Genomic DNA, 26,993 nt, shown 5'->3' on the forward strand with positions numbered 1-26,993 from the left:
TTACCATGCAAAACGCCGCCGTTCCCCCATCCTCCCGTCCGTTGCCGCTGGCCGGCCTGCGCGTCGTGGAGTTCACCCACATGGTCATGGGCCCCACCTGCGGAATGGTCCTGGCCGATCTGGGCGCCGAAGTCATCAAGGTCGAACCTGTGCGCGGTGACCGCACGCGTCATCTGCTGGGCGTCGGCGCGGGCTTTTTTCCGATGTTCAACCGCAACAAGAAGAGCATCGCGCTGGACATACAAAGCCCGGCGGGCGCGGAAGTGGCGCGCAAGCTGGCCGCCAGCGCCGACGTGGTGGCGGAAAACTTCCGGCCCGGCACGATGGCGAAATTCGGCCTGGACTACGCCTCGCTGTCCAAAGCGAATCCGCGCCTCATCTACGTCAGCCACAAAGGCTTTTTGCCGGGCCCTTACGCCATGCGCACGGCCCTGGACGAGGTCGTGCAGATGATGGGCGGGCTGGCCTACATGACCGGGCGGCCGGGCGATCCGGTGCGCGCCGGCACCAGCGTGAACGACATCATGGGCGGCATGTTCGGCGCCATCGGGGCGATGGCGGCGCTGATCCAGCGCGGCATCACCGGGCGGGGCCAGGAAGTGCAGTCGGCGCTGTTCGAGAACAATGTGTTCCTCGTGGGCCAGCACATGCTGCAGTACGCGATCACGGGCCAGCCGTCTGCGCCGATGCCGCAGCGCGTGTCCGCCTGGGCGCTCTACGACGTGTTCACAGTCAAAGATGGCGAGCAGATATTCCTGGCGGCAGTGAGCGACGCGCAGTGGGTGACGTTCTGCGATGCCTTCGGATTCGACGACCTGAAGAACGATCCCGCAATGGCCACGAACAATGACCGGGTCCTGTTGCGGCCCACGCTGCTGGCGGATCTGCGCAAGCGGCTGGCACATTACCGCGCCGCCGAACTGGCAGCCGTATTCGAACGCATCGGTCTGCCGTTCGCCCCCATCGTCAAGCCCGAGGAGCTGTACGACGATCCGCACCTGCGCGCCACCGGCGGGCTGGCCGAGATCCGTCTGCCCGACGGCGAGCGTGCCGGGCAGACCGCCGGCGCCGCGCTGTTTCCGCTGATGATGGACGGGCAGCGGCTTGGCGTGAGGCGCGATCCGCCTGTGCTGGGAGCGGACACCAACGAACTCCTGCAAGCGCTGGGCTACGACGCCGGACAGATCGAAGCGTTGCGCGAGCAGGGCGCCGCGGCATGAGGTAAGGGCGCGCGCAAGGCGGGCAGCATGCCGCGCCGCGCCAGAGCAATGATTGAAGCCCTTTGCAGTAAACGGCCGCGCAAGTCGGCCGATACAAAAACCATCAGGAGACAGACATGAGCAATCAACGTGCGGGCGGGCGCTGGAGCCGCCGCCAGGTTCTGGGTGCGCTGGGCGCCGCCATGCTGGGCGTGCCCGGCGTGACGTGGGCGCAGTCGGACCGGCCGGTGAAATTCATTTTGCCGGTGGGCGTGGGGTCCGGCGTGGACACGATCACGCGGGCGGCGGGGCCAGCGCTGTCCACCGCGCTGGGCCATACCGTCGTGGTGGAAAACCAGCCGGGCGCGGGCGGCATCGTGGGCACGTCGGCGCTGGTGCGATCGGCGCCCGATGGGTACACGCTCAGCATGGTGTCGAACAACCATGTCATCTTCCCGAGCGTCTACAAGAGCCTGCCGTTCGATCCGCTGGCCGACATCACGCCGATCAGCATGGTGGGCATGACGCCGTTCCTGCTGGTCGCCAATCCGCAAAAGATTGCCGCCAACGACATCAAGGCGCTGACCGCGCTCTTGAAGAGCCAACCCGGCCGCTATAACTACGCGTCCTCGGGTAACGGCACGATCCTGCACCTGGCCGCGGAAATGTACGTGCAGCAAGCGGGCGTGAAGGCGCGGCACATTCCCTACAAGGGCGTGGGTCCGATGATGGCCGATCTGATCGGCGGGCAGGTCGACTTTGGCGTGCTGTCGCTGCCGTCCGTGCTGCCGCAGATCAAGAGCGGTGCGCTCAAGGCGCTGGGCGCCTGTGGCGCGGAGCGCATGGCGGCGCTGCCCGACCTGCCGACGCTGCGCGAACAGGGGATGGCGGACTACGAGATCGGCGGATGGTTTGCGGCGGTCGGGCCGGCAAAGTTGCCGCAAGCGGACGTGCGCCGCATCTACGACGCGCTGGGGCGCGCGTTCAACTCGCCGGAGGTGAAGCAGGCGATGGCGACCCAGAACAACCGTATCGTCCTGATGCCGCCGGAACAGACGGTGGCGTACTTCCGTTCGGAAATGACGAAGTACGCCTCCGTCGTCAAGGGCGCGGGCCTGGAACTGATGTAGCCCGCGCCGAGGGGCAGGTCAGCTGCCGTTGCTCTTGCCGTGGCCGTTCTGGTCGGCCGCGCGGAGCAGGCCGTACAGCTTGTCTTTCAGGTGCAGTTTTTCTTTTTTAAGCACCTCGATCGCGGCGCCCGAGGACGGCTTGATGCCGTCCTCCATGTTCTGGATTTCCTGGTCCAGATCGTTATGCCGCTGGAACAGCGCCGAAAAGTGAGCGTTTTCGGACTTCAGTTGGGTAATGAGCTCGCGGTATTCAGGGAACATAAAGGCCTCTTGAGGAACCGGTTGACGGGACCGACGATGCGCCTGTCACGACGCGATCATCAGCGTCAAAGGCCATGACACGCCAATGACAACGCCTTGTCAACCTTACGGGTCGAACCACGGCTGTGCACCGTTGACGCTGCGCAAGGGTGTCAAGAAATGAGCCTTTCTGTCGTGAGCGTTCACGTTTCTTTACAGAAGGGTCCGTCCCCGGCGATACACTCGCTTCCCCTTGGACTGTCCCAGATCCCCAATGAAACAGCACGCCCCCGTCTATCGCAGAGTGATGGATCTTTTCAAGCAGGACGGCCGGATTCATCCCGGCACCGGAATGATGAGCGGCGTGATCGCGCTGTTTTTGGCGATTCTTTCTGTGCTGGGCGTGCTGGCGTTTCATTTTCCCGCCTACCTGACCACGCCCGAGCTGCGCAGCTTCTATTCGGTGGAAGCCATGCGCACGCTGCTGTTCGGCGCACTGCTGGTGTCCGGTTCGATCGCGCTGGCCAACACTGTGTTGGGACGGCAACGCTGGCTCAATATTTCCGCATTCGTGCTGGTGTGCTGCGCGGTGGCTGCTGGCGGCAGCCAGGTAGCGGTCAATGCCACCAACACCGGCGGCCATCCGTATCTGGGTCTTGATTGGTTCATCCTGGATCTGCTGGCGTCCAGCACCGTCTTCATCATCTTTGAAAAGCTGACGCCGCTGTACCCCGGCCAGCCCGTGTTCCGCGGCGAGTGGCAGGTGGACATGAAGCACTTTCTGTTCAATCACCTGTCGGTGGGCGCGGTGCTGCTGTGCATCAACTTCTTCATCCACCGTCTGTTTTCCTGGGCGGCGTACGAACCGCTGCAACAGGCGATCCAGTCGATGCCATATCTGCTGGAACTGTTCGTGGCCGTGCTGGTGGCGGACCTGGCGCAATACGCCGCGCATCGCATCTATCACGAGGTGCCTTTCATGTGGCGCTTCCATGCCGTGCATCACAGCACGCGCACGCTGGATTGGCTGGCCGGCTCGCGCCTGCACATCGTTGAACTGCTGATCACGCGCGTGGCTGTGTTGGGCGTGCTGTTCGTGCTGGGCTTTTCGAAGGCGGTGCTCGATGCCTACATCATCATCGTGGGATTCCAGGCGGTGCTGATCCATTCCAACGTGAAGCTGCCGTGGGGCTGGCTGCGCTACATCATCGTGACGCCGGACTTCCATCACTGGCATCACTCTTCCGACACCGAAGCGATCGACAAGAACTACGCGGCGCACTTTTCCTTCATCGACTATCTGTTCGGCACCGCGGTCCGCGGGGCGGGCAACCGGCTGCCGCAGAACTACGGGATCCTGGACAACGACATGCCCGGGACATTCCTGGCGCAGCAGGCGTATCCCTTCGCCCGCAAGCGGAAATGACAAAGGCCCAGGCGATTTGCCTGGGCCTTTTTTTCATCGCTGTCTCAGCGTGGTCTGGCCGGCAAGCCGGCCGCGCGGCAACCTTACTTGGCCGCCTTGAAGGCCGAGTACGAGGCCATCAGGTTGCGGTAGTCGGGGATGTGGTTGGCGAACAGGGTGCCCAGGCCTTCCACGTCGTTGCGCCAGTCGCGGTGCAGTTCGCATGCCACGCCAAACCACGACATCAGTTGCGCGCCAGCCTGTTCCATGCGGCGCCATGCGGCGTCACGGGTCACTTCGTTGAAGGTGCCCGAAGCATCGGTCACCACGAACACGTCAAAACCTTCTTCGATGGCCGACAGCACGGGGAAGGCGACGCAGACTTCGGTGACCACGCCGGCGATGATCAGTTGCTTCTTGCCGGTGGCCTTGACGGCCTTGACGAAGTCTTCGTTGTCCCAGGCGTTGATGTTGCCGGGGCGGGCGATGTAGGGAGCGTCGGGGAACTTGTCCTTCAGTTCCTGGACCAGCGGGCCGTTGGGGCCGTCTTCGAAACTGGTGGTCAGGATGGTGGGGAGCTTGAAGTATTCGGCCAGATCAGCCAGGGCCAGCACATTGTTCTTGAATTGATCGGGTTGGAAGTCGCGCACCAGGGACAGGAGGCCGGCTTGGTGATCCACCAGCAGAACGGCGGCTTGGGACTTGTCGAGCTTAACGTAGGGGCGGGTCATGGCTGATTCCTTGGTCTATTCAGGTTGTGCGCGGTGTTGCGCGGTGTTTTGTGCAACGCTGAGTGCGTAGGAAGGATATTAATTTCAGGACAACCGCGCCGGTAGACGGGAATTTCGACCCTCAGCGTTCTATTTATCGGACAACGATTGGACCGGTTGCAGTGTCGGGATGCCGTGGCGCGTCTGGGTTGCGGCTTCGCAGCGCGCGTTTTCACGATACGCCTCTCCCATGAAATCCAACAGCTCCCGCACGGCGGGCAGCAGGCCCCGGCGCGACGGGAACACGGCATGCACGCTGCCGGGCTCGGGTTGCCAGGGGGCGCCCACGGGCACCAGCGTGCCCACATCCAGTTCCTCGCGGATCATCAGGAGCGGCAGGGCGACGACCCCCACGCCCCGCAGCGCGGCTTGCTTGAGCGCCAGCATGTCGTCCGTGACGAGCCGGGGCATGAACGGCACAGCGAGGCGCGCGTTGTCGGGACCCAGCAGGCGCCATTGGCATTCGCGCTGCTCGGTGCCGAGCGCCATGGTCGGCTGCCGGCTGATGTGCTGCAGATCGGCGGAATCCGGAAGGGTGCGAGCCAGCGCGGGGCTGGCGACCAGGCTCTGGCAGCTCAGGCCCAGGTTCTTCATGACAAGGTCGCTGCTTTCGATGGCGCCAAAGCGCACCCGCACCGCCAGGTCGAAGCCTTCGCGCAGCACGTCCACCGGCCGGCTGAAGCTCTTCAGGTAGACGTTCACCTTGGGGCACTTTTCCATGAAGCGCGCCACCACGTCCCCGAGGAAGTAATAGATGAGCGCGGGCGGTGCGGCGATGCGGATGGTGCCTTGCGGTTCGGCGTGTGTGCGGTCGATGACATCCTGCGCCGCTTCGGCGCCCGCCAGCATCGCCAGGCATTGGTCGTAGTACTCCTGGCCCAGTTCGGTCACCGCGAACGTTCGGGTGGAGCGCTGGATCAGGCGCACGCCAAGGCGTTCTTCCAGCAGGGCGATGCGGCGGCTCAGGCGCGACTTCGGGATGTCCAGCGCCCGGCCGGCCGGCGCGAATCCGCCGTGTTTGACGACCTCGACGAAGTAATAAAGGTCATTCAGGTCGTGCATGCAAATTCCTCGAGAGTCGTCGGTGCCCGCATGATACGGCGCGCGGCCCTGTTCCCGGCGGGATCAGGCGCACCCGGCTGGATCGGCTGAGGCCGGGCGGGACTACGGATCGTATTCGAGGATTTGCGGCAATTGCCCGGAAACCGGCAGATTGCGCGTGGTGGCTAGGCGGCCAGTGCCGTCTCGTCCTTCCAACGCTGTTTGTCGCGCAGCGGCGGCGTGCCGAACAGGCGGCTGTACTCGCGGCTGAACTGCGATGAACTCTCGTAGCCGACGGCATGCGCGGCCAGCGCCACGCCGGCATCGTCCGTCAGCATGAGCCGGCGCGCCTCCTGCAGCCGCAGGTGCTTCTGATACTGCAGTGGGCTCATGGCCGTGGCTTGCTTGAAATGATGGTGCAGCGACGACACGCTCATGTGGACGTCGCGCGCAATCTCTTCGACGCGCAGGGGTTGCGCGAAATTGTCCCGCAGAATGCGGATCGCCTTGGCCACGCGGTTCAGTTGGCTGTCCTGCAGCACCGTCTGGCGCAGCACGACGCCCTGGCCGTTCATCAGCAGGCGGTAAAGCAGTTCACGCTTGATCATCGGCGCCAGGATCGGAATGTCCCGCGGCGTGTCCAGCAACCGCAACAGGCGCAGCACCACGTCCAGCAGCGTGCTGCCCAGCGGATTGACGCAAAGCGCGCGCGAGGCTTCGGCCGGCACCAGCGGCGGCAGGTTCTCGTCGCTGATCAGCGCGGTGATCTCCTCGGGGTTCAGGTCCAGCCGCAAGCCCAGATAAGGCAGGGTCGGGCTGGCCACCGACACCTTGGCCACGAGGGGCAGATCCACCGAAGAGATCAGGAAATGGAAGGGATCGTATTCATAGGTCTCGTCACCGATGAAAAGCCGCTTCGATCCTTGCGCGATCACAGCCAGAGCCGCTTTCTGCACGACCGGTTTGGCCCCCGACGGCTGCGACAGCCGATGCAGGTACAGGCCTTCGACCGGCGTATCCAGCGCCCCTTCAAGGTTGCCGGTCATGCGCTCGAGCGTGCAGAGCAGCTCGGACCGCGCCAGTTCGCAGGCGGCGTCCTGGGCGGCAATGCCGGGCGCGAGGGATCGGGCAGAATTCAGGGACATCGAGGGGCTCCCGGGGGCGCGCCGCCCGCAAACAAGAGGGGCGGCGGCGGCAGAGGATTGGGTGTCCGCCAGTGTATTGCCATCTTGCGCGGTCCGCGCCGGCCGGCATAGGGGAACGGAGGATTAGGCAGGAATTCCGGAGAAAACGACGGGTCGCGTTGAATTGGCTGCCGGGCCGGAGAATCAGGCAAAAAAAGGGCAGGATCATGCAGCGTGCGCGTGGCTCGCCGGACGCATACTGTCCGCACCCCGGCAGGCTGCCGCAGCGGTGTCCCACTCCGGGGCCCGGCGCGCTCGCCCGCCCCTGAAGGAGCACACATGCGATACAAGAAATTCGGCAGCACGGGCCTGTTCGTCTCGGAGCTTTGCCTGGGCACGATGACCTTCGGCGGCGAAGGCGAACTCTGGAGCAAGATCGGCAGCCTGCAACAGGAAGACGCCAACCGGCTGGTGGGCCGCGCGCTGGACGCGGGCGTCAATTTCATCGACACGGCGGACGTGTACTCTGAAGGCCGCTCGGAAATCATCACGGGCCAGGCGCTGCGCGATCTGAAGATCCCGCGTGAGGACGTCGTGATCGCGACCAAGGTCTTCGGGCAGACGGGCGCGGGCGTCAATGCCCGCGGCAATTCGCGCGTACACATCCTGGATGGCGTCAAGAAGAGCCTGTCCCGCCTGCAGCTGGACCATATCGACCTGTATCAGATCCACGGCTTTGACCCCGCCACGCCGGTCGAGGAAACCATGCGCGCGCTGGACACGCTGGTGCAGCATGGCCACGTGCGCTACATCGGCGTGTCGAACTGGGCCGCGTGGCAGATCATGAAAGCGCTTGGCATCGCGCAGCGCCTGGGGCTGGCGCGCTTCGAGTCGCTGCAGGCGTACTACACGATTGCCGGCCGCGATCTGGAGCGGGAACTGGTTCCCATGCTGCAGAGCGAGGGCGTCGGGTTGATGGTGTGGAGTCCGCTGGCCGGCGGGCTGCTCAGCGGCAAGTACAGCCGTGATGGCGAGGCCGAGGCGGGCAGCCGCCGTGTCGCGTTCGATTTCCCGCCCGTGAACCGGGAGCGCGCCTACGACAGCATTGATGCGCTGCGGCAGATCGCAGACGCGCGCGGCGTGTCGGTGGCGCAGGTGGCGCTGGCCTGGCTGCTGCACCAGCAGGTCGTCACCAGCGTCATCATCGGCGCCAAGCGCGTGGATCAGCTGGAAGACAATCTGGCCGCCACGGATATCCGGTTGACGCAGGACGAACTGGCCGCGCTGGACAAGGTCAGCGCGCTGCCGCCGGAGTATCCGGGCTGGATGCATGTGCGGCAGGGCGAATACCGGCGCCAGCAATTGCGCGAGGCCGGCGCCGCCTGACGCGAACCGCGTTCATGGATGGACCGGCGCGCCGGCGCCGGTCCGCACCAGCCAGGCGTCATGCATTCTCGTGTTGAAGGCCAAGGGCAAACTCCGTACACCAACGGCGGTCGGCCATCTTAGTGCGGGGATTCTTCACCCCCCGCTAGTAAAATCGCACCGGTCTCCAACCTTGAAGTTTCAACATGAGCGAGTTTTTCACGTCTGGCGAACTGCTGGCGTTGCGTGAGCACGGCATCGCGGTGTTTGCCGGCCGCCTGCTGATCGATGTGCAACCCCCGATGTCCGACGCCCGCATCGCCGAGATCGAGGCGCTGTGCGAGGGCCCGCTGCCGCCGGCGTTGCTCGACCTGTGGCGGCTGACCGCCGGCGGCGAGCTGGCCTACGATCTGCGCGCGCAGATGGACGGCAACGAAGAGGCCTTGAGCTGGTCCGAGCTGTTCTACGACGGCAGCGACCAGTACCGCGACCTGCAAGGGTGGATCGAGCACGAGCAGGAGTGCGCCGAGGAAGCCGCCGCCGAGGATGGCGCGACGTGGAATGGGAAGCTGCGCTATCTGCCGATAGGCGGTTTCGAATACTGCGACCGCATCTACGTCGCCGTGGAACCGGGGCCGCGAGCAGGCAGCGTGGTCGCGTGGAAGCAGGGCCTGCCGGGCTGGACGCACGCCTTGCAGCAGGACGGCATCGCGACCATCGCGCCGGACCTGCATGCCGCGTTTGCCGCGCTGTGCCTGGAAACCGACCCCGAGGAAGACGAAGACAGCCCCGGCCTGCGCGTTCTGGAGTATCTGGATGAGCGCGTGTCGGGTCACGGCATGCCGCAGTCGCTGGCCGACCGCGTGGCGGTCTTCTACCGGCAGGCGCTGGTCGACTGGCGCGGCCCGCTCGAGGACGGAACGCTGGCCGCCAAGCCTGGCCTGGCCGCGCTGGCCTTGCAGCACGCGTTGTCGCAGGATGACGCGGCCCTTGTGCGCCGTCTGTCGGCGCAGGGCGTGCGCCTGGATGCGCCGCTGCGCGGTAGCGCCCAGGCGCTGGACGTCGCGCTGATGCAGCATGCGTATGCGGCGGCGCAGGCGCTGCTGGACGCGGGCGCGCCGGTCAGCCCCACGGCCATTCACCGCTTCGATCGTGAGCCGCCTGCCGAGCTGGTCGCCGCACTGCTGGCGCGGGGCGCCGACGCCGACGCGCTGGGTGTCGCGCGCTGCGTCGCGTGCGGATCGCCCGATGCCGCGCGTATCGTTGCCCAGGCCTGCGGCGAGGGCATTGCCGAGGCGTACGCGCAGGTCCGCGATTCGATGGCCACCCGCTATCAGGAAGACCTCAAGCGCGTGCGCGCCGGCAAGCTGGGCCACTATCTGGGCGCGGACGGCCTGGCGGCGCGGGTCGAGAATCTGCGGGAGTTTGCCCTGTGAATCGTCTTGCCGCCGGGTTCGCGCTGTCGATCGTGCTGTGCAGTCCGGCGGCCTGGGCCACCGGCAAGCCATCATTCGATTGCGCAAGGGCCCGGACGGCGGTCGAGAAGGCGATCTGCGCCGATAGCGGGTTGGCCGAACAGGATGCCAGCATCGCAAAACACTTCGGCAAGGCCAGAATGACCTTCGATCCGGCGACGGGCAAGGCGCTGACGGAAGACCAGCGGTGGTTCGTCAAGGTGCGGGACGAGGCCTACGCGTCGCCGCCCGGCAACGACCCGCCCCAAAAGGAATTGGCAGACCGGTTGAAGTATCGCGACGCCTTTCTGTCGTCGCTGGTGCTCAAGCGCCGTCAAGGCTTTGAAGGCGATTGGGAAAACCTCGCCGGTGGCATTTCGATCAAACGGCAGCCGGATGGCAGCCTGGGATTCGACGGCTCCGCGGCGCATCCGGAAAATGGCCGCTGGGTATGCGACGTGCGCGGCGCGGGCGCGGTCAAGAACAATGCGGTGGTCATCGAGACGGTCGACGCCGAGGGCTGGACGCTGACGTTGTCGCGCAAGGGATACGGTCTCGTGCTGTCCGAAAACCCGCCGGCCCAGGCCGCCGACGCAGCCAGCCGGCCGTATTGCGGCCTGAACGGCGCGCTCGGCGGCGTTTACTATCCGGTTTCAAGGCCTTGATTGGCGCGCCGCCGCCGCGACTAGAATGTCATTCCGAATTGCAGTGAACACGTTCTTGTTTTGAAAGGACAGGCGTGACCATCCCGTATTTGCGCCGGCTGACCGCTGTCAGCCGTAGCCCGCAAGCCAATCGCCATCTTGCCTATCTGCTGACCTTCACCGCCGGCGCCGTCAACGCGGGCGGGTTCCTGGCGGTCCAGCAGTACACCTCCCACATGTCCGGCATCGTGTCCATGATGGCCGACCACATGGCGCTTGGCGGGGTGATCGTGGTGCTGCAAGGGCTGGCGGCCCTGGTGTCGTTCATGGCGGGGGCGGCCAGCTCCGCCTTTCTGATCAACTTCGGGCGCAGGTCCCGGCTGGCCAGCGAGTACGCGCTGCCGTTGCTGCTCGAGGCCGTGCTGCTGCTGATCTTCGGCCTGCTGGGCGCCAACCTTGAGACGCTGCGCTGGTTCTACGTGCCGGGCACGGTGATGCTGCTCTGCTACATCATGGGTCTGCAGAACGCGATGATCACCAAGGTGTCCCGGTCCGAAATCCGCACCACGCACGTGACGGGCATGGTGACCGACATCGGCATCGAGCTTGGCAAGCTGTTCTACTGGAACGTCGCGAAGGGCGACCCGCAGTCAATGCCGCGGGTGCTGGCCGACCGCGGCAAGCTCATCGTGCTGAGCCTGATGGTGACCTTGTTCTTCGTCGGCGGCGTGACGGGCGCGTATTCGTTTTTCAACTTCGGCTTCGGGTCGACCTGGCCGCTGGCATTGCTGCTGATGCTGCTGGCCGCGGTGCCGATCCTGGACGATATCCGTAGCTTCATGCACCGCGCCTAACCGGCCGCGCGGAGCCCGCCGCCATTACCGCTTGGATTTGACCGCGGCGGAATGGCTCAGGAAAACCTGCAGCGCCGCCAGCGTTTCATAGTGCAGACGTTCGAAGCGGGCGTCCTTGACCGGGTCGGTGATGGCGTGCCCCTTGGCGTCCAGCGCGTAGGGTTCGCCCAGCAGCCGGCCAATGTCGACCTGGTAGTAACTGGAATTTCCATACGGACGCTTGCCGTCGATATAGGGCATGGGCCAGAAGCGGTCCCCTTCGCGCAAAACCGCGCCCAGCGCCTGATCGTCCACTTCGCGCCAGACCGCGGCTCGCAGCAGGACAAGATGCTCCTTGCGTAGATTGAACATGCCCTGCGCATCCACGCCGCTTTCCGGAAAGTCGAAGGCCTCGCGCATTTCGGCTGGCACGGCGTAACGGCCGGGTTGCAACCTGCCGATGGATTGCACATAGCGCGGGACCAGGCGGCAGACTTCGGCCAGCCGCCGGATGGCCAGCGCATCGTCGGTTGTCTTCAGCGCACCGCGGGCAGTGGCAAGCGTATCGGCGCCGCCAAGCAGCGGTTGCTCGAAATCGATGCCGGGCGCGCCGGATTCGACCGGCATCCATTGCACCCGCAGCAGGCGCACCAAGGCCGCGTGCTGAGGGGTGTAGGACAGGCTGGCGTCCGGCGCCGCATAGACCTTGCGGACGATGGCATCGCGGGCGGGTGAGGCCAGGGCGCGCAGCGGCGCGGCAATCAGGCTGCCCAGCATCAGCAGCAGGGGACGACGGTTCATGGGGTCTCCGGGCGCATCGGCCTTATTGGGTCAGGGTTGCCAACTGGATTTCGGTGAAGGCGTAGCCGGGCTGCAGGCGTAGCGCGGCCTCGTAGGAGTTGCGGGCGTCCGCCAGACGCCCAAGCCTGCGTTGCAGGTTGCCCAGATTCGTCAGGATCAGTGCGCTGGCCGGCTTGGCGCGCACGGCCTTTTCAAAGGCGCTCAGAGCTTCCTCCGGGCGGTTCAACGCATCCAGCACCGACGCCTGCAGGTTGTAGCCGATGCTCCAGCCAGGAAACTTTGCAGTCAGCACCTGCGTTGTCGCCAGCGCGTTGGGCAGGTCCGCGCGCTCGGCCTGCGCGCCCGCCTTGTTGACGTACGCCCATCTGTTGTCGGGATTCAATGCGATGGACTGCTCGAATAACGCAAGCGCCGCCGCCATGTTGCCTTGCTGACCGTGCAGCTTTCCCAGGAACAGCCTGATGTCTGCGTCGGCGGGCGCCTGCCGCGCCATGTCTTCGGCGATGCGCTGCGCCTCCGGGCGATTGCCGGCTCGCAGCGCCGCGGAGACCTGCGCGTTCTGCGCCTGCAGGGCAGGGGGCCACTGCTGGATACGCGCACGCAACGCGTCGTTCTCCGCTCGCAGCTCTGCAAGATAGGCGTCGTCCAGTTGCGACGCGTCCTGGGCATGGCTTGGCTGGCCCGTCAGAACGCTGACGAGAAGCAACGGAGAGAAAAGACGGATGCGAAGCGCTGCAAGCATGAGAAGGGCCGCCGGGCGTCATGTCGGGCCCATACGATACCGGAACCATCGCGGACGAAGCGGCGGCGAGGCGGCCGCGCCCGACATTTCAGACCAGCACTACAATGGCCGAGCGCGTATTGCGTACGATCAGGCGCTCGGGCGATGGCCGCGGGCACGCTGTTCCCGGCGCGCCACCCGGCGTGATCGGGCGTCGCCCGGTGCCGACCGGGGGCCAAACATCGCTGTGCAGTTGCGACACGTATTCATAGGAGGAGCAGACAAGTCATGGACGCGGAATTCTGGCTGGAACGGTGGCGCGAAGGGCGCACGCATTTTCATCAGGCTCGGATCACGCCGCTTTTGCAGAAGTACTGGCCGACGCTTGACGTCCCCAAGGGCGGCAAGGTGCTGGTCCCGCTTTGCGGCAAGTCGCTGGACATGGTGTGGCTGGCCGCGCAGGGCCATCAGGTGCTGGGCGCAGAGCTCTCGCAGCTTGCGGTGGAGCAGTTCTTCACCGAAAACGAATTGCGGCCGGTCAAGCACGAGTCCGCATACGGCACGCACTACGTGGCCGGCAACATCGAGATCGTCTGCGGAGACATCTTCAAGATGGATGCGCAGGTGCTGTCGCATTGCGTGGGCGTGTTTGACCGCGCGGCGCTCGTCGCGCTGCCGGACGCGATGCGGGCAAGCTACGTGCGTCACGTCTACGGGCAGTTGTCGCCGTCCTATCGCGGCCTGCTCATCACCTTGGACTATCCGCAGGAAGAGATGGCAGGCCCGCCGTTTTCCGTGGTCGACAGCGAGGTGCAGGCAATCTTCTCGGACGTTTCGCCCGCCGTCATCATCGACCGCCGCGACATTCTCGACAAGGAACCCAAGTTCCAGTCTGCGGGCGTCAGCCGCCTGGACACGGTGGTTTACCGGCTGGGCGTGCAGGACTGAGCGTTTAGCGGGCTAGGTCATCAGCCAGCCGCCCGCCACGTCCAGCACCTGTCCAGTCACGAACCTGGCCTGATCGGACGCGAAGAACAGGCAGGCATCCGCCACTTCCTCGGGCGTGCCCAGGCGCCGCAGCGCAGTCATCGCCGCCACCGCGTCGTTGATTTCCTGCGGCACGCTTTTCAGCAGCGGTGTGCTGATCCGGCCGGGCGCCAGCGCATTCACGGTCACCTGATGTTCGCCGAGCTCGGCTGCCCAGTGCCGCGTCAGCCCGATCAGCCCGGCTTTGGTGGCCGCGTAATGCGCCGCCACGATATCGCAGTACGCCTTGCCGGCCACCGACGACATGTTGATGACGCGTCCCTGCCGCGCCTGCACCATGTGCGGCGTGACCAGATGCGTCATGTAGAACACGCTGTTCAAGTTCACCGAGACGACGTTGTTCCACTCCGCCGGCGGCATTTCCCACACCTTCAGCGCGCGGCCGTTCGTCTTGGGCGAGATGCCGACGTTGTTGACCAGGACAGTGGCGGCGCCCAGTTCGCGCGTGATGCGGTCATAGGCGGCCTGGCACTGGTCGAAATGCGCGACGTCGGTGGGCACGAAACACACGTCATGGCCACGCTTCTGGAGTTCCTTCTCGTAGGCCTGCCCGGCCTGCGCATTGAAGTCGACGAGACCCACGCGGCCGCCTTCGGCCAGAAACGCCTCGACGATGGCCGAGCCGATGCCGCCGACCGCGCCCGTGACGATGATGGTCTGGCCGGTAAAGCGCGCGTTCATGGCCGCACCTGCAGCATGATCTTGCCGATGTGCTTGCTGCTTTCCATCAACGCGTGCGCGCGCGCGGCCTCGGCCAGCGGGAAGACCTCATGGATCAGGGGCAGGCACTTTCCCTGCTCCATGAGTGGCAGCACCTTCTGCACAAGCGATTGCGCGATGGCGCCCTTGTCCTCGTCGGACCTCGGGCGCAGCGTGGACCCGGTAAATTGCAGCCGCTTGGTCATGATGGGCAGGGCGTCGATCTCGGCCTTGCTGCCCTCCAGGAACGCAATCTGCACCAGCCGTCCGTTCAGGGCCAGCAACCGCAGATTCTTGTTGATGTAGGCGCCGCCCACCATGTCCAGGATCACGTCGACGCCCACGTTGCCCGTGCCCTCGCGCACGGCGGTCTCGAAGTCTGCGTCGCGGTACTGCACGGCATGGTGCGCGCCGGCTTTCAGGCAGGCATCCGCTTTTTCTGCGTTGCCGACGGTGGTCCAGACTTCCGCGCCGAATGCGCGTGCGAGCTGGATTGCCGTCAGGCCGATGCCGCTCGAGCCGCCGTGGACCAGAAACTTTTCGCCTGCGGTGAGGCGTGCTCGGTCAAACACGTTGGTCCAGACGGTGAAGTAGTTTTCGGGAATGGCCGCGGCCGTCAGCAGATCCAGACCGCGCGGCACCGGCAGGCAATGGCGCTCGTCGGCCAAGCAGTACTGGGCATAGCCGCCGCCCGGCGTCAGCGCGCAGACCTGGTCGCCGGCCTTCAAGCTTTGCACCTCGGGACCGGCCGCCACGACGGTGCCCGACACTTCCAGACCCAGATAGGGCGAGGCGCCCGGGGGCGGAGGATAGGAACCCGAGCGTTGCAGCACGTCCGGGCGGTTGACGCCCGCGTAGGCTACTTCGATCAGCACCTGGCGGCCCGTCGGCGCTTCCATGTCGCGTTCGGTGATGCGCATGCAGTCGGGCGCGCCGCCCTTGCCATGGTCGATGAATGTGCAGCGTAAAGACATGAGACGTTCGTCCTTGGATTTCAGTGGCCCAGATAGGCCTTCTTGACGTGAGGGTCGCTGAGCAGTTCCGCGCCCGTGCCCGTGCGCACGATCGCGCCGTTTTCCAGCACATAACCGCGATCCGCCAGCCGCAGCGTGCGGAACACGTTCTGCTCCACCAGCAGCACAGTCACGCCGTGCGAGGTGACGTCGCGGATGATGTCGAACATCTGCTGCACCAGCAGCGGCGACAGCCCCAGCGACGGTTCGTCGAACACCAGCAGCTTCGGGTCCGCCATCATGCCGCGCGCAATCGCCACCATCTGCTGCTCGCCGCCTGACAGCGATCCGGCGTACTGGTTCAACCGCTCCTTCACGCGCGGGAAGATGCGCAGCACCTCGTCGAGCTTGCGCTCGACGATCGGCCGCGCGGCGCGCTTGTACGAGCCCATGAGCAGGTTGTCCCGCACGGTGAAGTGCGGAAACAGCTGGCGCCCTTCGGGAATCATGGTGATCCCGGCGTCCACGATGTCGTAGGGTTCGCGGTTCGTCAGGTCCTGGCCTTCGAACTCCACCTTGCCCTGCGTGGCGGCAATCACGCCGCACAGCGTCTTGAGCGTGGTTGTCTTGCCCGCGCCGTTGGCGCCGATCAGCGTGACGATCTCGCCCGCGTTCACCTCGAAATTCAGGCCGTTGAGCACCTGGCTCTTGCCATAGCCCGACGTCAGATTCGACACCTTAAGCATCCTGATACTCCTTGCCCAGATAGGCTTCGATGACGGCCGGGTTCTCGACCACGTCCTTGGGGGCGCCGCTGACCAGCACGCCCCCTTCGTTCAGGACGATGATGCGGTCGGACAGCGCCATCGTGGCCTGCATCATGTGTTCGATCAGCAGCACCGAAACACCGGAATCGCGGATGCGGCGGATCATCTGGATGGATTTCTCGATGTCTGTGGGGTTCAAGCCCGCCATCACTTCATCCAGCAGCAGGATGCGCGGCTTGATCGCCAGCGCACGCGCCACTTCCAGACGCTTCATGCCGCCCACCGTGAGGCTGCGCGCTTCGGTGTTCAGGTACTTCACCAGGTCGGTCTGCTCGGCCACCTTCAGGGCTATCTGCTCGGCCTCGTCGCGGTCCGACGTGTGGATGAACGCGCCCAGCATGATGTTTTCCAACACCGTCAGCCCCGTGAACGGCTTGGCGATCTGGAACGTGCGGCCCAGGCCCTTGTGCGCGAAGGCGTCGGGCGTCTTGCAGGTGACCCAGTTGCCTTGCTCGTCGCGCATCGTGATGTCGCCCTTGTCCGGCGACAGAAAGCCCGACAGCAGGTTGAACACCGTGGTCTTGCCCGCGCCATTGGGCCCGATCATGCCCAGGATTTCGTGCTGGTTGAGCGTCAGCGATACGTCGTTCGTGGCGCGCAGGCCGCCGAAGCTCTTGAACAGTCCCTCCGCCTTCAGGACCGGCTGCTCGCTGCGGGTGGCGTTACGGATGCGGATCTCGTCGGCCAGCTTGAGCTTGGCCGGCGGCGTGCCAAGGTAGGGCAGGCGCGCCAGCATGCGCTCGATGAACGGCCCGAACGCACCTGCCAGCCCACGCGGAATGGTCAGCACCACCGCGACAAGGATCAGGCCGTAGATCAACCCGTGCATGCCGTTGCCGACGCTGCTGAGCCAGCCGCGCGCCAGTTCCGCGATGGGCAGCACCAGGAAGGTGCCCGCGATCGGGCCGGAAACGGTGCCCAACCCGCCGATCAGCGCAAACATCGCGACCTGAATGGACAGCTCCAGCGAGAACGCGGAGCTGGGATCGACGAAGGTCAGGTAGGTGATGTGGAACGTGCCGATGATGCTGGTCAGCACGGCGGACACCACGGCGGCGATGATCTTCACGCGCACGGTGTGGATGCCCACGGCCAGCGCGGCATCCTCGCGTTCGCGGATCGCGATCAGGTAGTGTCCGATGCGCGACTTGCGGATGTACCACGAGACCCACGTCACCAGCACGAACAGGCCGAACGCGATGATGACGTAGTTGATCTTCTCGCGGAACACGATCCACGCCCAACCGATGTTCAAGGGCAGGCTGATGCCGCTGGAGCCGCCGGTCCAGCTTTCCTCGTGGATGACCAGAAGGCGAACCACTTCCAGGATGGCGATGGTCGCCAGCGCAAAGAAGGGCCCGCGCAGGCGCAGCGTGGGATAGCTGATCAGGATGGCGACGGCCGCGGAAATGGCGGCTCCCGCGAACATGCCGATCCACGGCGAGATGCCGAAGTTCTGCGTCAACAGCGTGGCTGTGTAGCCGCCGATGCCATAGAACACCGCATGGCCGAGGGACAACTGGCCGGCATAGCCGCCCACGATGTTCCAGGCGACCGACAGCGCGGAAAACACGAACAGCAGGACGAAGAGGTTGGTCCAGAAGGGCGTGCCCATGACGACGGGCACGAGGAACATCGTGATCAGCAGGATGAGGCTGACGTAGGCTTTGGGATGTCGAAAGTCGGGAAACACGTCTTGCTCCTTGTTGTTCTGGTCACTCTGTACCGACACCGAACAGACCGTTCGGCTTCAGGACAAGGATCAAGAGGAAGATCCCGAAATAGACGACCTCTTTCAGGTCGGGCGCGATGTAGAAACCCGCCAGCGTGTCGACGATGCCGATGATCATGGACCCTGCGACGGCGCCATACAGGCTGCCCAGCCCGCCCAGCACCACGATCACGAACGCGGTCAGCACGAAGTAGGTGCCCACCGTGGGGAACACCGGGTACTGTGGCGCAAGCAACCCCGCGGCGATGCCGACAAAGGCGGTGCCCAGCCCGAAGGCAATGGCGTAGACGTTATTGACGTTCACGCCCATCAGCGTGGCGGCGTAGCGGTGCTGTGCCACAGCCCGCAACGCGCGGCCCAGATAGGTGCGGTGCATGAACAGGTGCAGCAGCACAGCCAGCGTCAGGCCGATGATGAACGTGACGACTTGTCCCGTGACCATCGAGAACGGACCGAACTCGATGGCGTTGGTGCCTAATTCGACCGGCGCGCGATAGACGTTTGCGCCAAAGATCACCAGCGCCAGGTTCAAGAGGATGGTGGACACGCCCACCGTGGCGAAGATCTGGATGTGTTGATCCGCATGAAGCAGCGGCTGGATGATGCCCTTCTGCGTCAGCGCGCCCAGCGCGAACAGAATGACGGCCACCGGAATCAGACCCGCGTAGGGGTGGACGCCGAACTGCGCCGCGATCAGATAGACCATGTACATGCCGATCATCAGGAACTCGCCATGCGCGAAGTTCACGACGCGCACGACACCGAAAATGAGCGTCAGCCCCAGGCTGATGATCGTGTATGCGCCGCCCAGCAACAGGCCGTTGATGACCAGTTGAATGAATAATTCCATTGTGCAACCTCTAAGTGCGGGAAGCGCCCCGTCCCTGTCCCGCAGCGTCCAGGGGCGGGGCGCTCAGGCCCCGGGTAAGACCGGGCGCGCATCGGGGGCGCAAGGCCCCGGCGCCCGGCCGCTGGCATCGCGCTTTATTTCTTGAAGATGGGCTTGCCGAGAGCGAGGTTGTCCGGACCGATGGTGACGAGCTTGCCGTCCTGCCACTGCATCACGTAGAAGGTCGAGGCATTGTTCTGCCCGTCTTCGCCGAAGTCGAAGCCCCAGCCGTTGGCCGTCTGGCCGGCGGGCTTCTTGTAGGCCAGCACCGCGGCGCGGATCTTGTCCTTGTCCGTGGACTTGGCGTTGCCGATGGCTTCAAAGAAGGCCTTGGCGCCGACGTAGTTGGTCAGGCTGTGGCCGGATTGCGGATCGCTCTTGTAGGTTGCCTTGTAGGCTTCGAGGAACTTGTCCAGGCCCGGCGCGCCGGCCGGATTGATGGACGCTTGCGGGAAGTCCAGGTCGAACACGCCGTTCATGTCGGCGCCCACGGCCTTGGCGGTGTCGGCCAGCGAATAGCCGCCGCCCGCGCCGATCACGACCTTGGGCTTGAAGCCCGCCGCGCGCGCCTGGCTGAAGAACAGGATGGCGTCGTTCTGGTAGGCCGTCTGCAGCACCACGTCGGCCTTCGCGCCCTTCAGGCGCAGGATCAGCGACGACAGGTCGACGGTCTTGGCCGAGTAGGGCAGGACCTCCACCACGTTGTAGCCAAGCTCCTGCGCGCGCTTCTTTTCGGTGGCCGCCACGTCGGTCCCATACGGGCCGTCTTCGTGGATGATGCCGATCTTGATGTCCTTCGGGTTCAAGCCCATGCCCGGCGCGATGGTGTCATGCAACGCGTTCACCACCGACACGCCATACAGCGCGGTGTTCGGGTTGCTGCGGAACAGGTACTTGTAGTTGCGCGTGGTGATCTTGTGCGCGGTGGCGCCCAGTTCGAAGTAAGGCACGCCCGCCAGCTCCGTCACGGGCGAAGCCGCGTACGAAATGCCCGATGCGTAGCTGCCGAACACCCCGACCACGTTGGCCGAGATCAGACGCTTGGTCTCGGACACCGCCTGGGTCGGGTCGACGGCGTCGGCCTTGATGATTTCGATCTTCTCGCCGTTGATCCCCCCGGCCGCGTTTATCTCGTTAACGGCCAGTTCCAGACCGCGATAGCTTTCCTGTCCAAGCAGCGCAAGCGCGCCGCTGAACGGGAATAGCGCGCCCACCTTCATGTCGGCCGCTGCGGTGCCGCTTGCCAGCGCGCCGCATACACCCAGCGCCAAAACAATTTTGTTGAACTTGAACACTGTCTACGCTCCTTTGTTGGTATGGAATGCGGACTGGATACTGCGTTCCGTCCGTCTTTTGCTATATATGATATATGCGCCGGCGGGGCGAGGAACCCTCGCCTTGGATTCTAGTGGCGGTCGCTTCGTGCCGAATCAGGGAATTCCCTGAAACCGCATGTATAAAGCCTCAGCGGCCGATATACGAGAAAAATGCGCAGCTGATTCCGTCAGACGAACGACGCTTTTTGGATGAAGCGGCACACGCAAGACGGATCACCGGATAGCTGGTTTTATCATATATCGTATATGATGATCCGCACTTATAAGAACGATCCTAGGAGACAAACGCATGTTCGAGGAAGTGGATTTCACCGGCAAGAAAGTGCTCATCACCGCCGGCGCCGATGGGCTGGGCCTGGAAATGGCCAAGGTCTTTCACCACGCAGGCGCTACCGTGTTCGTGTGCGACGTCAACGAGGAACGGCTGGCCGCGTTGCCTTCGGAACTGCCCGGCGTGCAGGTGGCGCGGGCCGACGTATCCGACGAAGCCGGTGTTGAACAGCTGTTCGCCGCCGTTCGCCAAACACTCGGCGGCCTGGACATTCTGATCAACAACGCGGGTGTGGCCGGTCCCACGGGTTTCGTCGAAACGCTTTCCAAGGCGGATTGGGACCGAACGCTCGCCGTCAACATCACCGGCCAGTTCCTCTGCGCGCGTCAGGCCATTCCCCTGCTCAAGGAATCGAAGGCCGGCGTGATGATCAATCTCTCTTCGGCGGCAGGGCATCTTGGCTTTGCCGGCCGGTCGGTGTATTCCGCCTCCAAATGGGCGGTCATCGGGTTCACCAAGTCGCTCGCGATCGAACTGGGCGGCCATGGCATTCGCGTCAACGCCATCCTGCCCGGCGCGGTTGAAGGCCCGCGAATTCGCGCCGTCATCGCCGCCAAGGCCGATACGCTGGGCCGGCCGGTCGAAGAGATCGCGGCGCAGTACGAAAACCAGGCCGTGCTCGGCCGCATGGTCACAGCCCGCGACATCGCCAACATGGTCCTGTTCAACGCCAGCGAAGCGGCGCGCAGCGTGACAGGCCAGGCCATCGTCGTGGACGGCTTCACGCAGAAGCTCTACTGATGGCCGCGGACCACATGCCGCGGCGCGCGGCCATCATTGGAACGGGGCTGATCGGGCAGGGGTGGGCCATCGTCTTTGCGCGCATGGGCTGGGAAGTGCGGCTTCATGATGTGAACGCTGCGATGCTTGCCGAAGCGCGTGCGCTCATCCTGCAACAGCTTCGCGTGCTGGAAACACAGGGCCTGCTCGACAACGCGGAAGCCATCGTCGACCGCGTGCAGGTGTCGGCCAGCCTGCAAGAGGCATTGCACGGCGCCAGCTACATCCAGGAGAATTCCCCGGAAAACGTCGAGATCAAGCGCGCGCTGTTTTCCGAACTGGACGCGCTGGCCGAACCGCACGCCATCATCGGCAGCTCGACGTCCAGCATCCCGGCCAGCCAGTTCACCGAGCATCTTGCCGGCAGGCACCGGTGCCTCGTGGCGCATCCGGTCAATCCGCCATACCTGATTCCGGTCGTCGAACTGTGCCCGGCGCCGTGGACCAGCCCCGAAGCGCTGTCCGGCGCGCGCGACGTGATGATCGGCATCGGCCAGAAGCCCGTGCTGGTGCGGCGCGAAATCGAAGGCTTCATCTTGAACCGCCTGCAAGGCGCGTTGCTGCAGGAAGCGTTCCGGCTGGCAAGCCAGGGCATCGCCAGCGCCGAAGACATCGACACCACGGTCAAGGACGGCCTGGGTCTGCGCTGGTCCTTCATGGGACCGTTTGAAACCATCGACCTGAACGCGCCGGGCGGCCTTGCGGATTACTGCCGCCGTTACGGCGGACTCTATCAGTCCATTGGCGCAAGCCAGGGCGACTGCGTGGCCTGGGAAGGCGCGCTGGTCGACGCACTATCCGAAGAGCGGCGCGCCCTGCTGCCCGAGGAAGACCTTGCCGCACGCCGCTTCTGGCGCGACGAAAAGCTGATGCGCCTCATGCGTCATAAACAACACGGAGACAACAATGGCTAAGCCCAAACAGAAAGTCGTCATCACTTGCGCCGTGACGGGCGCCATCCACACGCCCAGCATGTCGTCGCACCTGCCGGTCACGGCCGACGAGATCGCCGAGGCGGCGATCGGCGCGGCCAAGGCCGGCGCCGCCGTCCTGCACCTGCATGCGCGGGATCCACAGACGGGCAAGCCTTCGCAGGATCCGGCGCTGTTCAAGCCTTTCCTTGAGCGCATCAAGCGCGAGACCGACGCCATCATCAACATCACCACCGGCGGCAGTCCGCACATGACGGTGGAAGAGCGCATGCGGCCGGCCACTACGTTCCAGCCGGAGCTGGCGTCGCTGAACATGGGCTCCATGAACTTCGGTCTCTTTCCGATGCTGGACCGCTTCTCCGAGTTCAAGCACGACTGGGAGCGGGAGCATCTGGAGAACAGCCGCTCGCTCATCTTCCGCAACACGTATCAAGACATCGAGTCCATTCTGACGCTTGGCAACGCCAACGGCACGCGCTTTGAGTTCGAGTGCTATGACATCAGCCACCTCTACAACCTGGCGCATTTCGTGGACCGCGGCCTGGTCAAGTCGCCGCCCTTCATCCAATCGGTGTTCGGCATCCTGGGCGGCATCGGCCCGCACCCGGAAGACCTGATGCACATGAAGCGCACGGCGGACCGCCTCTTTGGCAACGACTACGAATGGTCGATTCTGGGCGCCGGCCGCAACCAGATGCCGTTGGCAACCATCGGCGCAGCGATGGGGTCGAACGTGCGGGTGGGTCTTGAAGATTCGTTGTGGATCGGACCGGGACAACTGGCCGAATCCAATCGCGTGCAGGTGGAGCGCATCCGCGGCATCCTCGAGGCGCTGAACCTGGAGGTCGCCACGCCGGACGAAGCGCGGGCCAAGCTGGGATTGAAAGGCAAGGACAACGTCGCGTTCTGATGCCGCGGGCGGGCAGGGCGGCCGGCGGGCATCAAACCCGCCAGCCCTTGCTCTGCAGTGGGGTCAGGCGTGACGGCGCAGCGCGGCGGCCAGCGTGGCCAAATCCAGCGTACGGTCGAAGTTGGCGGCATGGCGCGCTTTCAGGCTGAGGTCCGCCGCCAGCGACAGTTCCGCATCGGATGGCTCGCCGGCCGCGCCTAGTTCGCGCAGCGTGACCGGCAGGCCGACCTGGGCATACCACTGCTTCAGATCGGCCAACATGCCGTCGTTGCGGTTCTCCAGGTCAAGCTGCACCAGCAAGCCCACCGCCACCTGCAGGCCGTGCAGCGCGGTGGCGACGCCGTTGATCTTTGGTAGCCCGCGCGTCAGAGCGTGGGCAATAGACAGGCCACCGCTTTCAAATCCAAGACCGCTCATGAGGATCATCGCTTCCACCACGCGCTCGAAGGCGGGCGTGGGCTGGCCGGTTCCGGCAACGGCCACGGCATCCGCGCCGTCCGCCAGCAGCGTGCGCAGGCAGCCGTCGGCGATGAGCTGGGCCGTGAGCAGCGGCGCCGCGTCGTACATGTTCTTGCCGCCGTTGCGCTGGCACTGTTCGGCTTCAAACTTCTTGGAGATTGCATCGCCCAGCCCGGCCCGGAAGAAGTGCACCGGCGCGGTCGCGATGATGGCGGTGTCGACCAGCACGATGGTCGGATTGAACAGCATGTGCTCGACGGCCAGGAGGTTGTGATGTGCGTCGTAAAGCACGTAATTCTTGCTGGTGGGCGCGTCGTTGGACGCCACGGTGGGCACGGTGATCAGGTGGCAGTGCGACGACTTGGCCACGGCTTTGCCGGCATCCAGCGACTTGCCGCCGCCCACCGCAATGACCATGTCGATGTTCGCCGGCGACGCCTGCGCCCGCAATCCGTCGATGACTTCAGGCGTCAGGTCGCCTTCGACGATCAGCGGCGCAAGCACCACGCCATGCTGGGCGCACAGCGCCTCGATTCTCGGACCCAACACGCCATGCACATAGCTGTCGATGACCAGGGCGGCGCGCTTTCCGAACAGCGCCGCGTATTGCCCCAGCGCGTCCAGGGCGCCCGATCCCTGGATGTAGCGGCTTGGCGCTCCGAAAATCTTCAGCATGGCGTCTCCCTATTTGCGAGCCCCTGGGGGGCGGTAGTCGAGTTCTTTTTCCCGTTCGACCAGCCAGTCGATCATGATTTTTCCGCCCCAGACCAGATCGGCCTGGATGGCGTTGCGCGCCGCTTCCGAATCACGCGCTTCCAGGGCCTCGATGACGGCCTCATGGCGATGCTCGTTTTCGGAATAGTCCAGGCCAGCGGTCTTGACGTGAAACACCTTGAGGATGGGGCCGGTGATGACCCAGAACGACTCAACGGTGTTGCGCAGGATGGGCTTGTTGCTGGCTTCGAGGATGGCGAAGTGGAATTTGCGGTTCAGGTAGCTGGCGCGCTTGGGGTCGGTGGACGTGCACGAGATGAAATCCCGTTGCAACGCGATCAGGTTGTCGAGCTGTTTGCGCGTGATGTTTTGCGCGGCCTCGGCGGCGCCCATGCCTTCAAGGTGGAAGCGGATCTGCTGGATCTCCCGCAGCTTTTCCGAGTTGACGTACGGCACGTAGACCGCGGTGGCTGCCTGCATCTCGAGCCCTTGCTCGCTGATCAGCCGGAAGATGGCCTCGCGCACCGGCGTGATGGACACGCCCATTTCCTGCGCCAGCTCGCCGATGATCAGGCGCTCGCCAGGTTCGTATTGCCCGTTGATCAGGGCATTACGGATTTCGTTGTAGACCCTGACGGAAAGGTTCTCTTTTTTGACCGGTTTGAGGCTGGGCATGGCGTTTCTGGCTTGCTGTATGGAGGGTGCAGGTGAATCCAGGAGCGATTCTAGCCCGGCGTAGCCAATTCGAGCGCAATGGGTATATTATATATCATATATCCATACAACAGGAGGAGGCGCGATGCGCAAGGATCAGGAGGCCCCTACCGCAGGGGAAATCGCGATGCTGCGGGATAAGGCCCGCCATATCAGGCTGGAGACCATCCGCCTCATCGAAATCGCCAAGGTCGGACACTACAGTTCCGTCTTTTCGTGCGCCGAGATCTTCGCGGCGCTTTATTTTGATGTGATGCGTCTGCGCCCGGGCGAACCGCAGTGGCCGGATCGTGACCGCTTCCTCATGGGCAAGGGCCACGCCGCCGTCGGCCTGTTCCCCGTGCTGGCCGATCTGGGCTTCATCGATCACGCGCTGCTGGACGGCTACACGCGGTTGGGCAGCCCCCTGGGCGATCACCCCGATATGAGCAAGGTGCCGGGCGTCGACTTCAGCTCGGGCTCCATCGGTCATGCGCTGTCCAACGGCGTTGGCATGGCCGTCGGCGGCCGCATGAACCAGCGGGACTTCAACGTGTTCGTGATGCTGGGCGACGGCGAAATGCAGGAAGGGCAGGTGTGGGAAGCCGCGTTGTTCGCCGCGCACAACCGCTTGTCCCGCCTCATCGCCATCATCGACCGCAACGGCTATCAGCTCGACGGCAAGGTCGACGACGTCATGGGGGTGGAGTCGCTGAAAGAAAAGTGGCAGGCGTTCGGCTGGGAGGTCCACGAAGTCGATGGCCACAATCTTGCCGAACTGACTGCGCTGCTGCGCCGCCTGCGCGCCGATGATGCGCGCGCCAAGCCCGCATGCGTGATCGCCCGGACCATCAAGGGCAAGGGTGTCTCCTATATGGAAACCGAACCGGGCTGGCACCTGGGCTACCTGGCCCCGCAAGATGCGCAAAGCGCTGTCGAAGAAATCCTCTCCAGCGAGATCTGAATGGCACAGGCACAAGTACTCTCTCCCGATTCCTGGCAGTACCGCGCCCTGAATGCGGTGAACCCCGGGCTGTCCTACCTTTCCGACGGATTGATCGAGCTGGTGAAGGCCGGGCATCCCGTCGTGGCCGGATCGGCCGACCTGCAGTATTCGAACGGGCTGAACCGCTTCGCCGAGGCCTATCCCGACCGCTACGTGCAGTTCGGCATCTCTGAGCAGAACATGGTGTCGGCGGCCGCCGGGCTGGCAACGACCGGCATGATGCCGTTCGTCGCCACGTTCGCGTCGTTCCTCGGGTTGCTGTGCTGCGAACAGATCCGGATGGACGTCGCCTACACGCGCCTTCCGGTCCGCCTGATCGGCCATCACACGGGTATCAGTCTGGGCTTCTACGGCACCTCGCACCACGCCACCGAAGACATCTCCACCATGCGCGCACTGGCGGGCCTGACGGTGGTGTCTCCCGCCGACGGGCCGCAACTGGCGGCGGCCATCAAGGCGTCCGCGGACTGGCCCGAGCCCATCTATTTCCGTATCGGCCGCGGGCGTGATCCGCAGGTTTACAAAGACAACACGCCGTTCGAATTCGGCCGTGCCATCGTCCACGAAGCCGGTAGCGACCTGACGCTGATCGCCTGCGGCATCACGCTGCACGGTGCGCTGGCCGCGGCTCGCCAGTTGCGCGAAGAGGGCCTGTCGGTTGGCGTGATCGACATGCCGACGATCAAGCCGCTGGACCGCGACGCCATCCTGAAGGCTGCGGGGCAGTCGCGCCTGATGATGACGGTCGAAGAGCACAATGTGCTGGGCGGCCTGGGTTCGGCAGTTGCCGAGGTGCTGGCCGACGCGGGCACCGGCACGCGGTTGCGCCGCCATGGCATCTATGACGAATACAGCCTCATTGCGCCGCCCACCACGCTGTACGCCCATTACAAGCTAGACGCCGAAGGCATTGCCGGCGTCGCGCGAGAATTCATCCAGCATTGATCCGGAGACATC

26 protein-coding genes and 1 pseudogene are annotated in these 26,993 nt (G+C 64.6%); 13 read left to right on the forward strand and 14 right to left on the reverse strand.

What is annotated here, in order from left to right:
• The first annotated feature begins 5 nt into the window (after nucleotides 1-5).
• Both KW836_RS10665 and KW836_RS10670 read left to right on the forward strand, forming a co-directional pair.
• On the forward strand, nucleotides 6-1,220 hold the full coding sequence (locus KW836_RS10665; protein ID WP_175125984.1) for a CaiB/BaiF CoA-transferase family protein: 1,215 nt from the start codon (nucleotides 6-8) through the stop codon (nucleotides 1,218-1,220).
• A 116-nt stretch (nucleotides 1,221-1,336) separates the two neighbouring features.
• Nucleotides 1,337-2,329: a tripartite tricarboxylate transporter substrate binding protein gene (locus KW836_RS10670; RefSeq protein ID WP_218343202.1), complete on the forward strand. Its 993-nt coding sequence runs from the start codon at nucleotides 1,337-1,339 to the stop codon at nucleotides 2,327-2,329.
• A gap of 18 nt (nucleotides 2,330-2,347) precedes the next feature.
• Here KW836_RS10670 and KW836_RS10675 read toward each other — a convergent pair whose 3' ends face one another.
• A complete protein-coding gene (locus KW836_RS10675) occupies nucleotides 2,348-2,590 on the reverse strand; it encodes a YdcH family protein (protein WP_175125986.1) in 243 nt (80 codons plus the stop codon).
• Between the two features lie 253 nt (nucleotides 2,591-2,843).
• On the opposite strand from KW836_RS10675, the gene KW836_RS10680 reads away from it, so the two are divergent.
• A complete protein-coding gene (locus KW836_RS10680) occupies nucleotides 2,844-3,995 on the forward strand; it encodes a sterol desaturase family protein (RefSeq protein ID WP_175125987.1) in 1,152 nt (383 codons plus the stop codon).
• A gap of 83 nt (nucleotides 3,996-4,078) precedes the next feature.
• Here the strand turns inward: KW836_RS10680 and ycaC are convergent, their stop codons facing one another.
• From ycaC to KW836_RS10695, 3 genes are all read right to left on the reverse strand, one after another.
• Complete coding sequence (gene ycaC / locus KW836_RS10685; RefSeq protein ID WP_056570984.1) at nucleotides 4,079-4,705, reverse strand: isochorismate family cysteine hydrolase YcaC; 627 nt, start codon at nucleotides 4,703-4,705, stop codon at nucleotides 4,079-4,081.
• A gap of 129 nt (nucleotides 4,706-4,834) precedes the next feature.
• Nucleotides 4,835-5,806: a LysR substrate-binding domain-containing protein gene (locus KW836_RS10690; protein ID WP_218343203.1), complete on the reverse strand. Its 972-nt coding sequence runs from the start codon at nucleotides 5,804-5,806 to the stop codon at nucleotides 4,835-4,837.
• A 164-nt stretch (nucleotides 5,807-5,970) separates the two neighbouring features.
• Entirely contained in the window at nucleotides 5,971-6,930 is a 960-nt protein-coding gene (locus tag KW836_RS10695) for an AraC family transcriptional regulator (RefSeq protein WP_175125989.1), read from the reverse strand.
• A gap of 318 nt (nucleotides 6,931-7,248) precedes the next feature.
• Between KW836_RS10695 and KW836_RS10700 the strand changes: the two genes are divergently transcribed.
• From KW836_RS10700 to KW836_RS10715, 4 genes and pseudogenes are all read left to right on the forward strand, one after another.
• Entirely contained in the window at nucleotides 7,249-8,295 is a 1,047-nt protein-coding gene (locus KW836_RS10700; protein WP_218343204.1) for an aldo/keto reductase, read from the forward strand.
• A 185-nt stretch (nucleotides 8,296-8,480) separates the two neighbouring features.
• The gene (locus KW836_RS10705) at nucleotides 8,481-9,710 is read left to right on the forward strand and encodes an SMI1/KNR4 family protein (RefSeq protein WP_218343205.1); all 1,230 of its coding nucleotides are present in this window, start codon (nucleotides 8,481-8,483) and stop codon (nucleotides 9,708-9,710) included.
• On the forward strand, nucleotides 9,707-10,393 hold the full coding sequence (locus KW836_RS10710; RefSeq protein WP_218343206.1) for a lysozyme inhibitor LprI family protein: 687 nt from the start codon (nucleotides 9,707-9,709) through the stop codon (nucleotides 10,391-10,393). The genes KW836_RS10705 and KW836_RS10710 overlap by 4 nt, the downstream gene beginning before the upstream one ends.
• A 74-nt stretch (nucleotides 10,394-10,467) precedes the next feature.
• Nucleotides 10,468-11,220, forward strand: a pseudogene (locus tag KW836_RS10715) (YoaK family protein); the annotation flags it as partial.
• 30 nt (nucleotides 11,221-11,250) lie between these two features.
• Here the strand turns inward: KW836_RS10715 and KW836_RS10720 are convergent.
• Entirely contained in the window at nucleotides 11,251-12,006 is a 756-nt protein-coding gene (locus tag KW836_RS10720; protein WP_218343207.1) for a hypothetical protein, read from the reverse strand.
• A 22-nt stretch (nucleotides 12,007-12,028) separates the two neighbouring features.
• Nucleotides 12,029-12,748 carry a tetratricopeptide repeat protein gene (locus tag KW836_RS10725; protein ID WP_218343208.1) on the reverse strand — a complete coding sequence of 240 codons (720 nt, stop codon included), beginning with the start codon at nucleotides 12,746-12,748 and terminating at the stop codon, nucleotides 12,029-12,031.
• A gap of 267 nt (nucleotides 12,749-13,015) precedes the next feature.
• On the opposite strand from KW836_RS10725, the gene KW836_RS10730 reads away from it, so the two are divergent.
• The gene (locus tag KW836_RS10730) at nucleotides 13,016-13,675 is read left to right on the forward strand and encodes a thiopurine S-methyltransferase (RefSeq protein ID WP_175125996.1); all 660 of its coding nucleotides are present in this window, start codon (nucleotides 13,016-13,018) and stop codon (nucleotides 13,673-13,675) included.
• A 12-nt stretch (nucleotides 13,676-13,687) separates the two neighbouring features.
• Here the strand turns inward: KW836_RS10730 and KW836_RS10735 are convergent, their stop codons facing one another.
• The 6 genes from KW836_RS10735 to KW836_RS10760 form a co-directional block, all read right to left on the reverse strand.
• Nucleotides 13,688-14,455 carry an SDR family NAD(P)-dependent oxidoreductase gene (locus tag KW836_RS10735; RefSeq protein WP_218343209.1) on the reverse strand — a complete coding sequence of 256 codons (768 nt, stop codon included), beginning with the start codon at nucleotides 14,453-14,455 and terminating at the stop codon, nucleotides 13,688-13,690.
• Complete coding sequence (locus KW836_RS10740) at nucleotides 14,452-15,447, reverse strand: NAD(P)H-quinone oxidoreductase (RefSeq protein ID WP_218343210.1); 996 nt, start codon at nucleotides 15,445-15,447, stop codon at nucleotides 14,452-14,454. Before KW836_RS10740 ends, KW836_RS10735 begins: the two co-directional genes overlap by 4 nt.
• 20 nt (nucleotides 15,448-15,467) lie before the next feature.
• Nucleotides 15,468-16,172, reverse strand: coding sequence for an ABC transporter ATP-binding protein (locus tag KW836_RS10745; RefSeq protein WP_218343211.1), 705 nt, complete (start codon nucleotides 16,170-16,172; stop codon nucleotides 15,468-15,470).
• Nucleotides 16,165-17,946, reverse strand: coding sequence for an ATP-binding cassette domain-containing protein (locus KW836_RS10750; protein WP_175125999.1), 1,782 nt, complete (start codon nucleotides 17,944-17,946; stop codon nucleotides 16,165-16,167). The genes KW836_RS10745 and KW836_RS10750 overlap by 8 nt, the downstream gene beginning before the upstream one ends.
• Before the next feature lie 22 nt (nucleotides 17,947-17,968).
• On the reverse strand, nucleotides 17,969-18,835 hold the full coding sequence (locus tag KW836_RS10755; protein WP_175126000.1) for a branched-chain amino acid ABC transporter permease: 867 nt from the start codon (nucleotides 18,833-18,835) through the stop codon (nucleotides 17,969-17,971).
• A 134-nt stretch (nucleotides 18,836-18,969) separates the two neighbouring features.
• Nucleotides 18,970-20,169 (reverse strand): ABC transporter substrate-binding protein, encoded by a 1,200-nt coding sequence (locus tag KW836_RS10760; RefSeq protein ID WP_218343212.1) that lies wholly within the window; start codon nucleotides 20,167-20,169, stop codon nucleotides 18,970-18,972.
• Between the two features lie 331 nt (nucleotides 20,170-20,500).
• On the opposite strand from KW836_RS10760, the gene KW836_RS10765 reads away from it, so the two are divergent.
• Genes KW836_RS10765 through KW836_RS10775 form a run of 3 tightly spaced genes read left to right on the forward strand, consistent with a single transcriptional unit; the run spans nucleotide 20,501 to nucleotide 23,164 of the window.
• Nucleotides 20,501-21,283 carry an SDR family oxidoreductase gene (locus KW836_RS10765; RefSeq protein ID WP_218343213.1) on the forward strand — a complete coding sequence of 261 codons (783 nt, stop codon included), beginning with the start codon at nucleotides 20,501-20,503 and terminating at the stop codon, nucleotides 21,281-21,283.
• Nucleotides 21,283-22,236: a 3-hydroxyacyl-CoA dehydrogenase gene (locus KW836_RS10770; RefSeq protein ID WP_218343214.1), complete on the forward strand. Its 954-nt coding sequence runs from the start codon at nucleotides 21,283-21,285 to the stop codon at nucleotides 22,234-22,236. Before KW836_RS10765 ends, KW836_RS10770 begins: the two co-directional genes overlap by 1 nt.
• Complete coding sequence (locus tag KW836_RS10775) at nucleotides 22,229-23,164, forward strand: 3-keto-5-aminohexanoate cleavage protein (RefSeq protein WP_218343215.1); 936 nt, start codon at nucleotides 22,229-22,231, stop codon at nucleotides 23,162-23,164. The genes KW836_RS10770 and KW836_RS10775 overlap by 8 nt, the downstream gene beginning before the upstream one ends.
• A 63-nt stretch (nucleotides 23,165-23,227) precedes the next feature.
• On the opposite strand, the gene KW836_RS10780 is transcribed toward KW836_RS10775, so the two are convergent.
• Both KW836_RS10780 and KW836_RS10785 read right to left on the reverse strand, forming a co-directional pair.
• Nucleotides 23,228-24,298 carry a glycerol dehydrogenase gene (locus tag KW836_RS10780; RefSeq protein ID WP_218343216.1) on the reverse strand — a complete coding sequence of 357 codons (1,071 nt, stop codon included), beginning with the start codon at nucleotides 24,296-24,298 and terminating at the stop codon, nucleotides 23,228-23,230.
• A 9-nt stretch (nucleotides 24,299-24,307) separates the two neighbouring features.
• The gene (locus KW836_RS10785) at nucleotides 24,308-25,012 is read right to left on the reverse strand and encodes a GntR family transcriptional regulator (RefSeq protein WP_056570648.1); all 705 of its coding nucleotides are present in this window, start codon (nucleotides 25,010-25,012) and stop codon (nucleotides 24,308-24,310) included.
• Nucleotides 25,013-25,136: 124 nt separating this feature from the next.
• Here KW836_RS10785 and KW836_RS10790 point away from each other — a divergent pair, with 124 nt between their 5' ends.
• Nucleotides 25,137-25,994, forward strand: coding sequence for a transketolase (locus KW836_RS10790; protein ID WP_218343217.1), 858 nt, complete (start codon nucleotides 25,137-25,139; stop codon nucleotides 25,992-25,994).
• Nucleotides 25,995-26,981 carry a transketolase family protein gene (locus KW836_RS10795; RefSeq protein ID WP_218343218.1) on the forward strand — a complete coding sequence of 329 codons (987 nt, stop codon included), beginning with the start codon at nucleotides 25,995-25,997 and terminating at the stop codon, nucleotides 26,979-26,981.
• Nucleotides 26,982-26,993: the final 12 nt, after the last annotated feature.

Source organism: Achromobacter sp. ACM05 (assembly GCF_019218915.1).
Taxonomy (GTDB): domain Bacteria; phylum Pseudomonadota; class Gammaproteobacteria; order Burkholderiales; family Burkholderiaceae_B; genus Achromobacter; species Achromobacter animicus.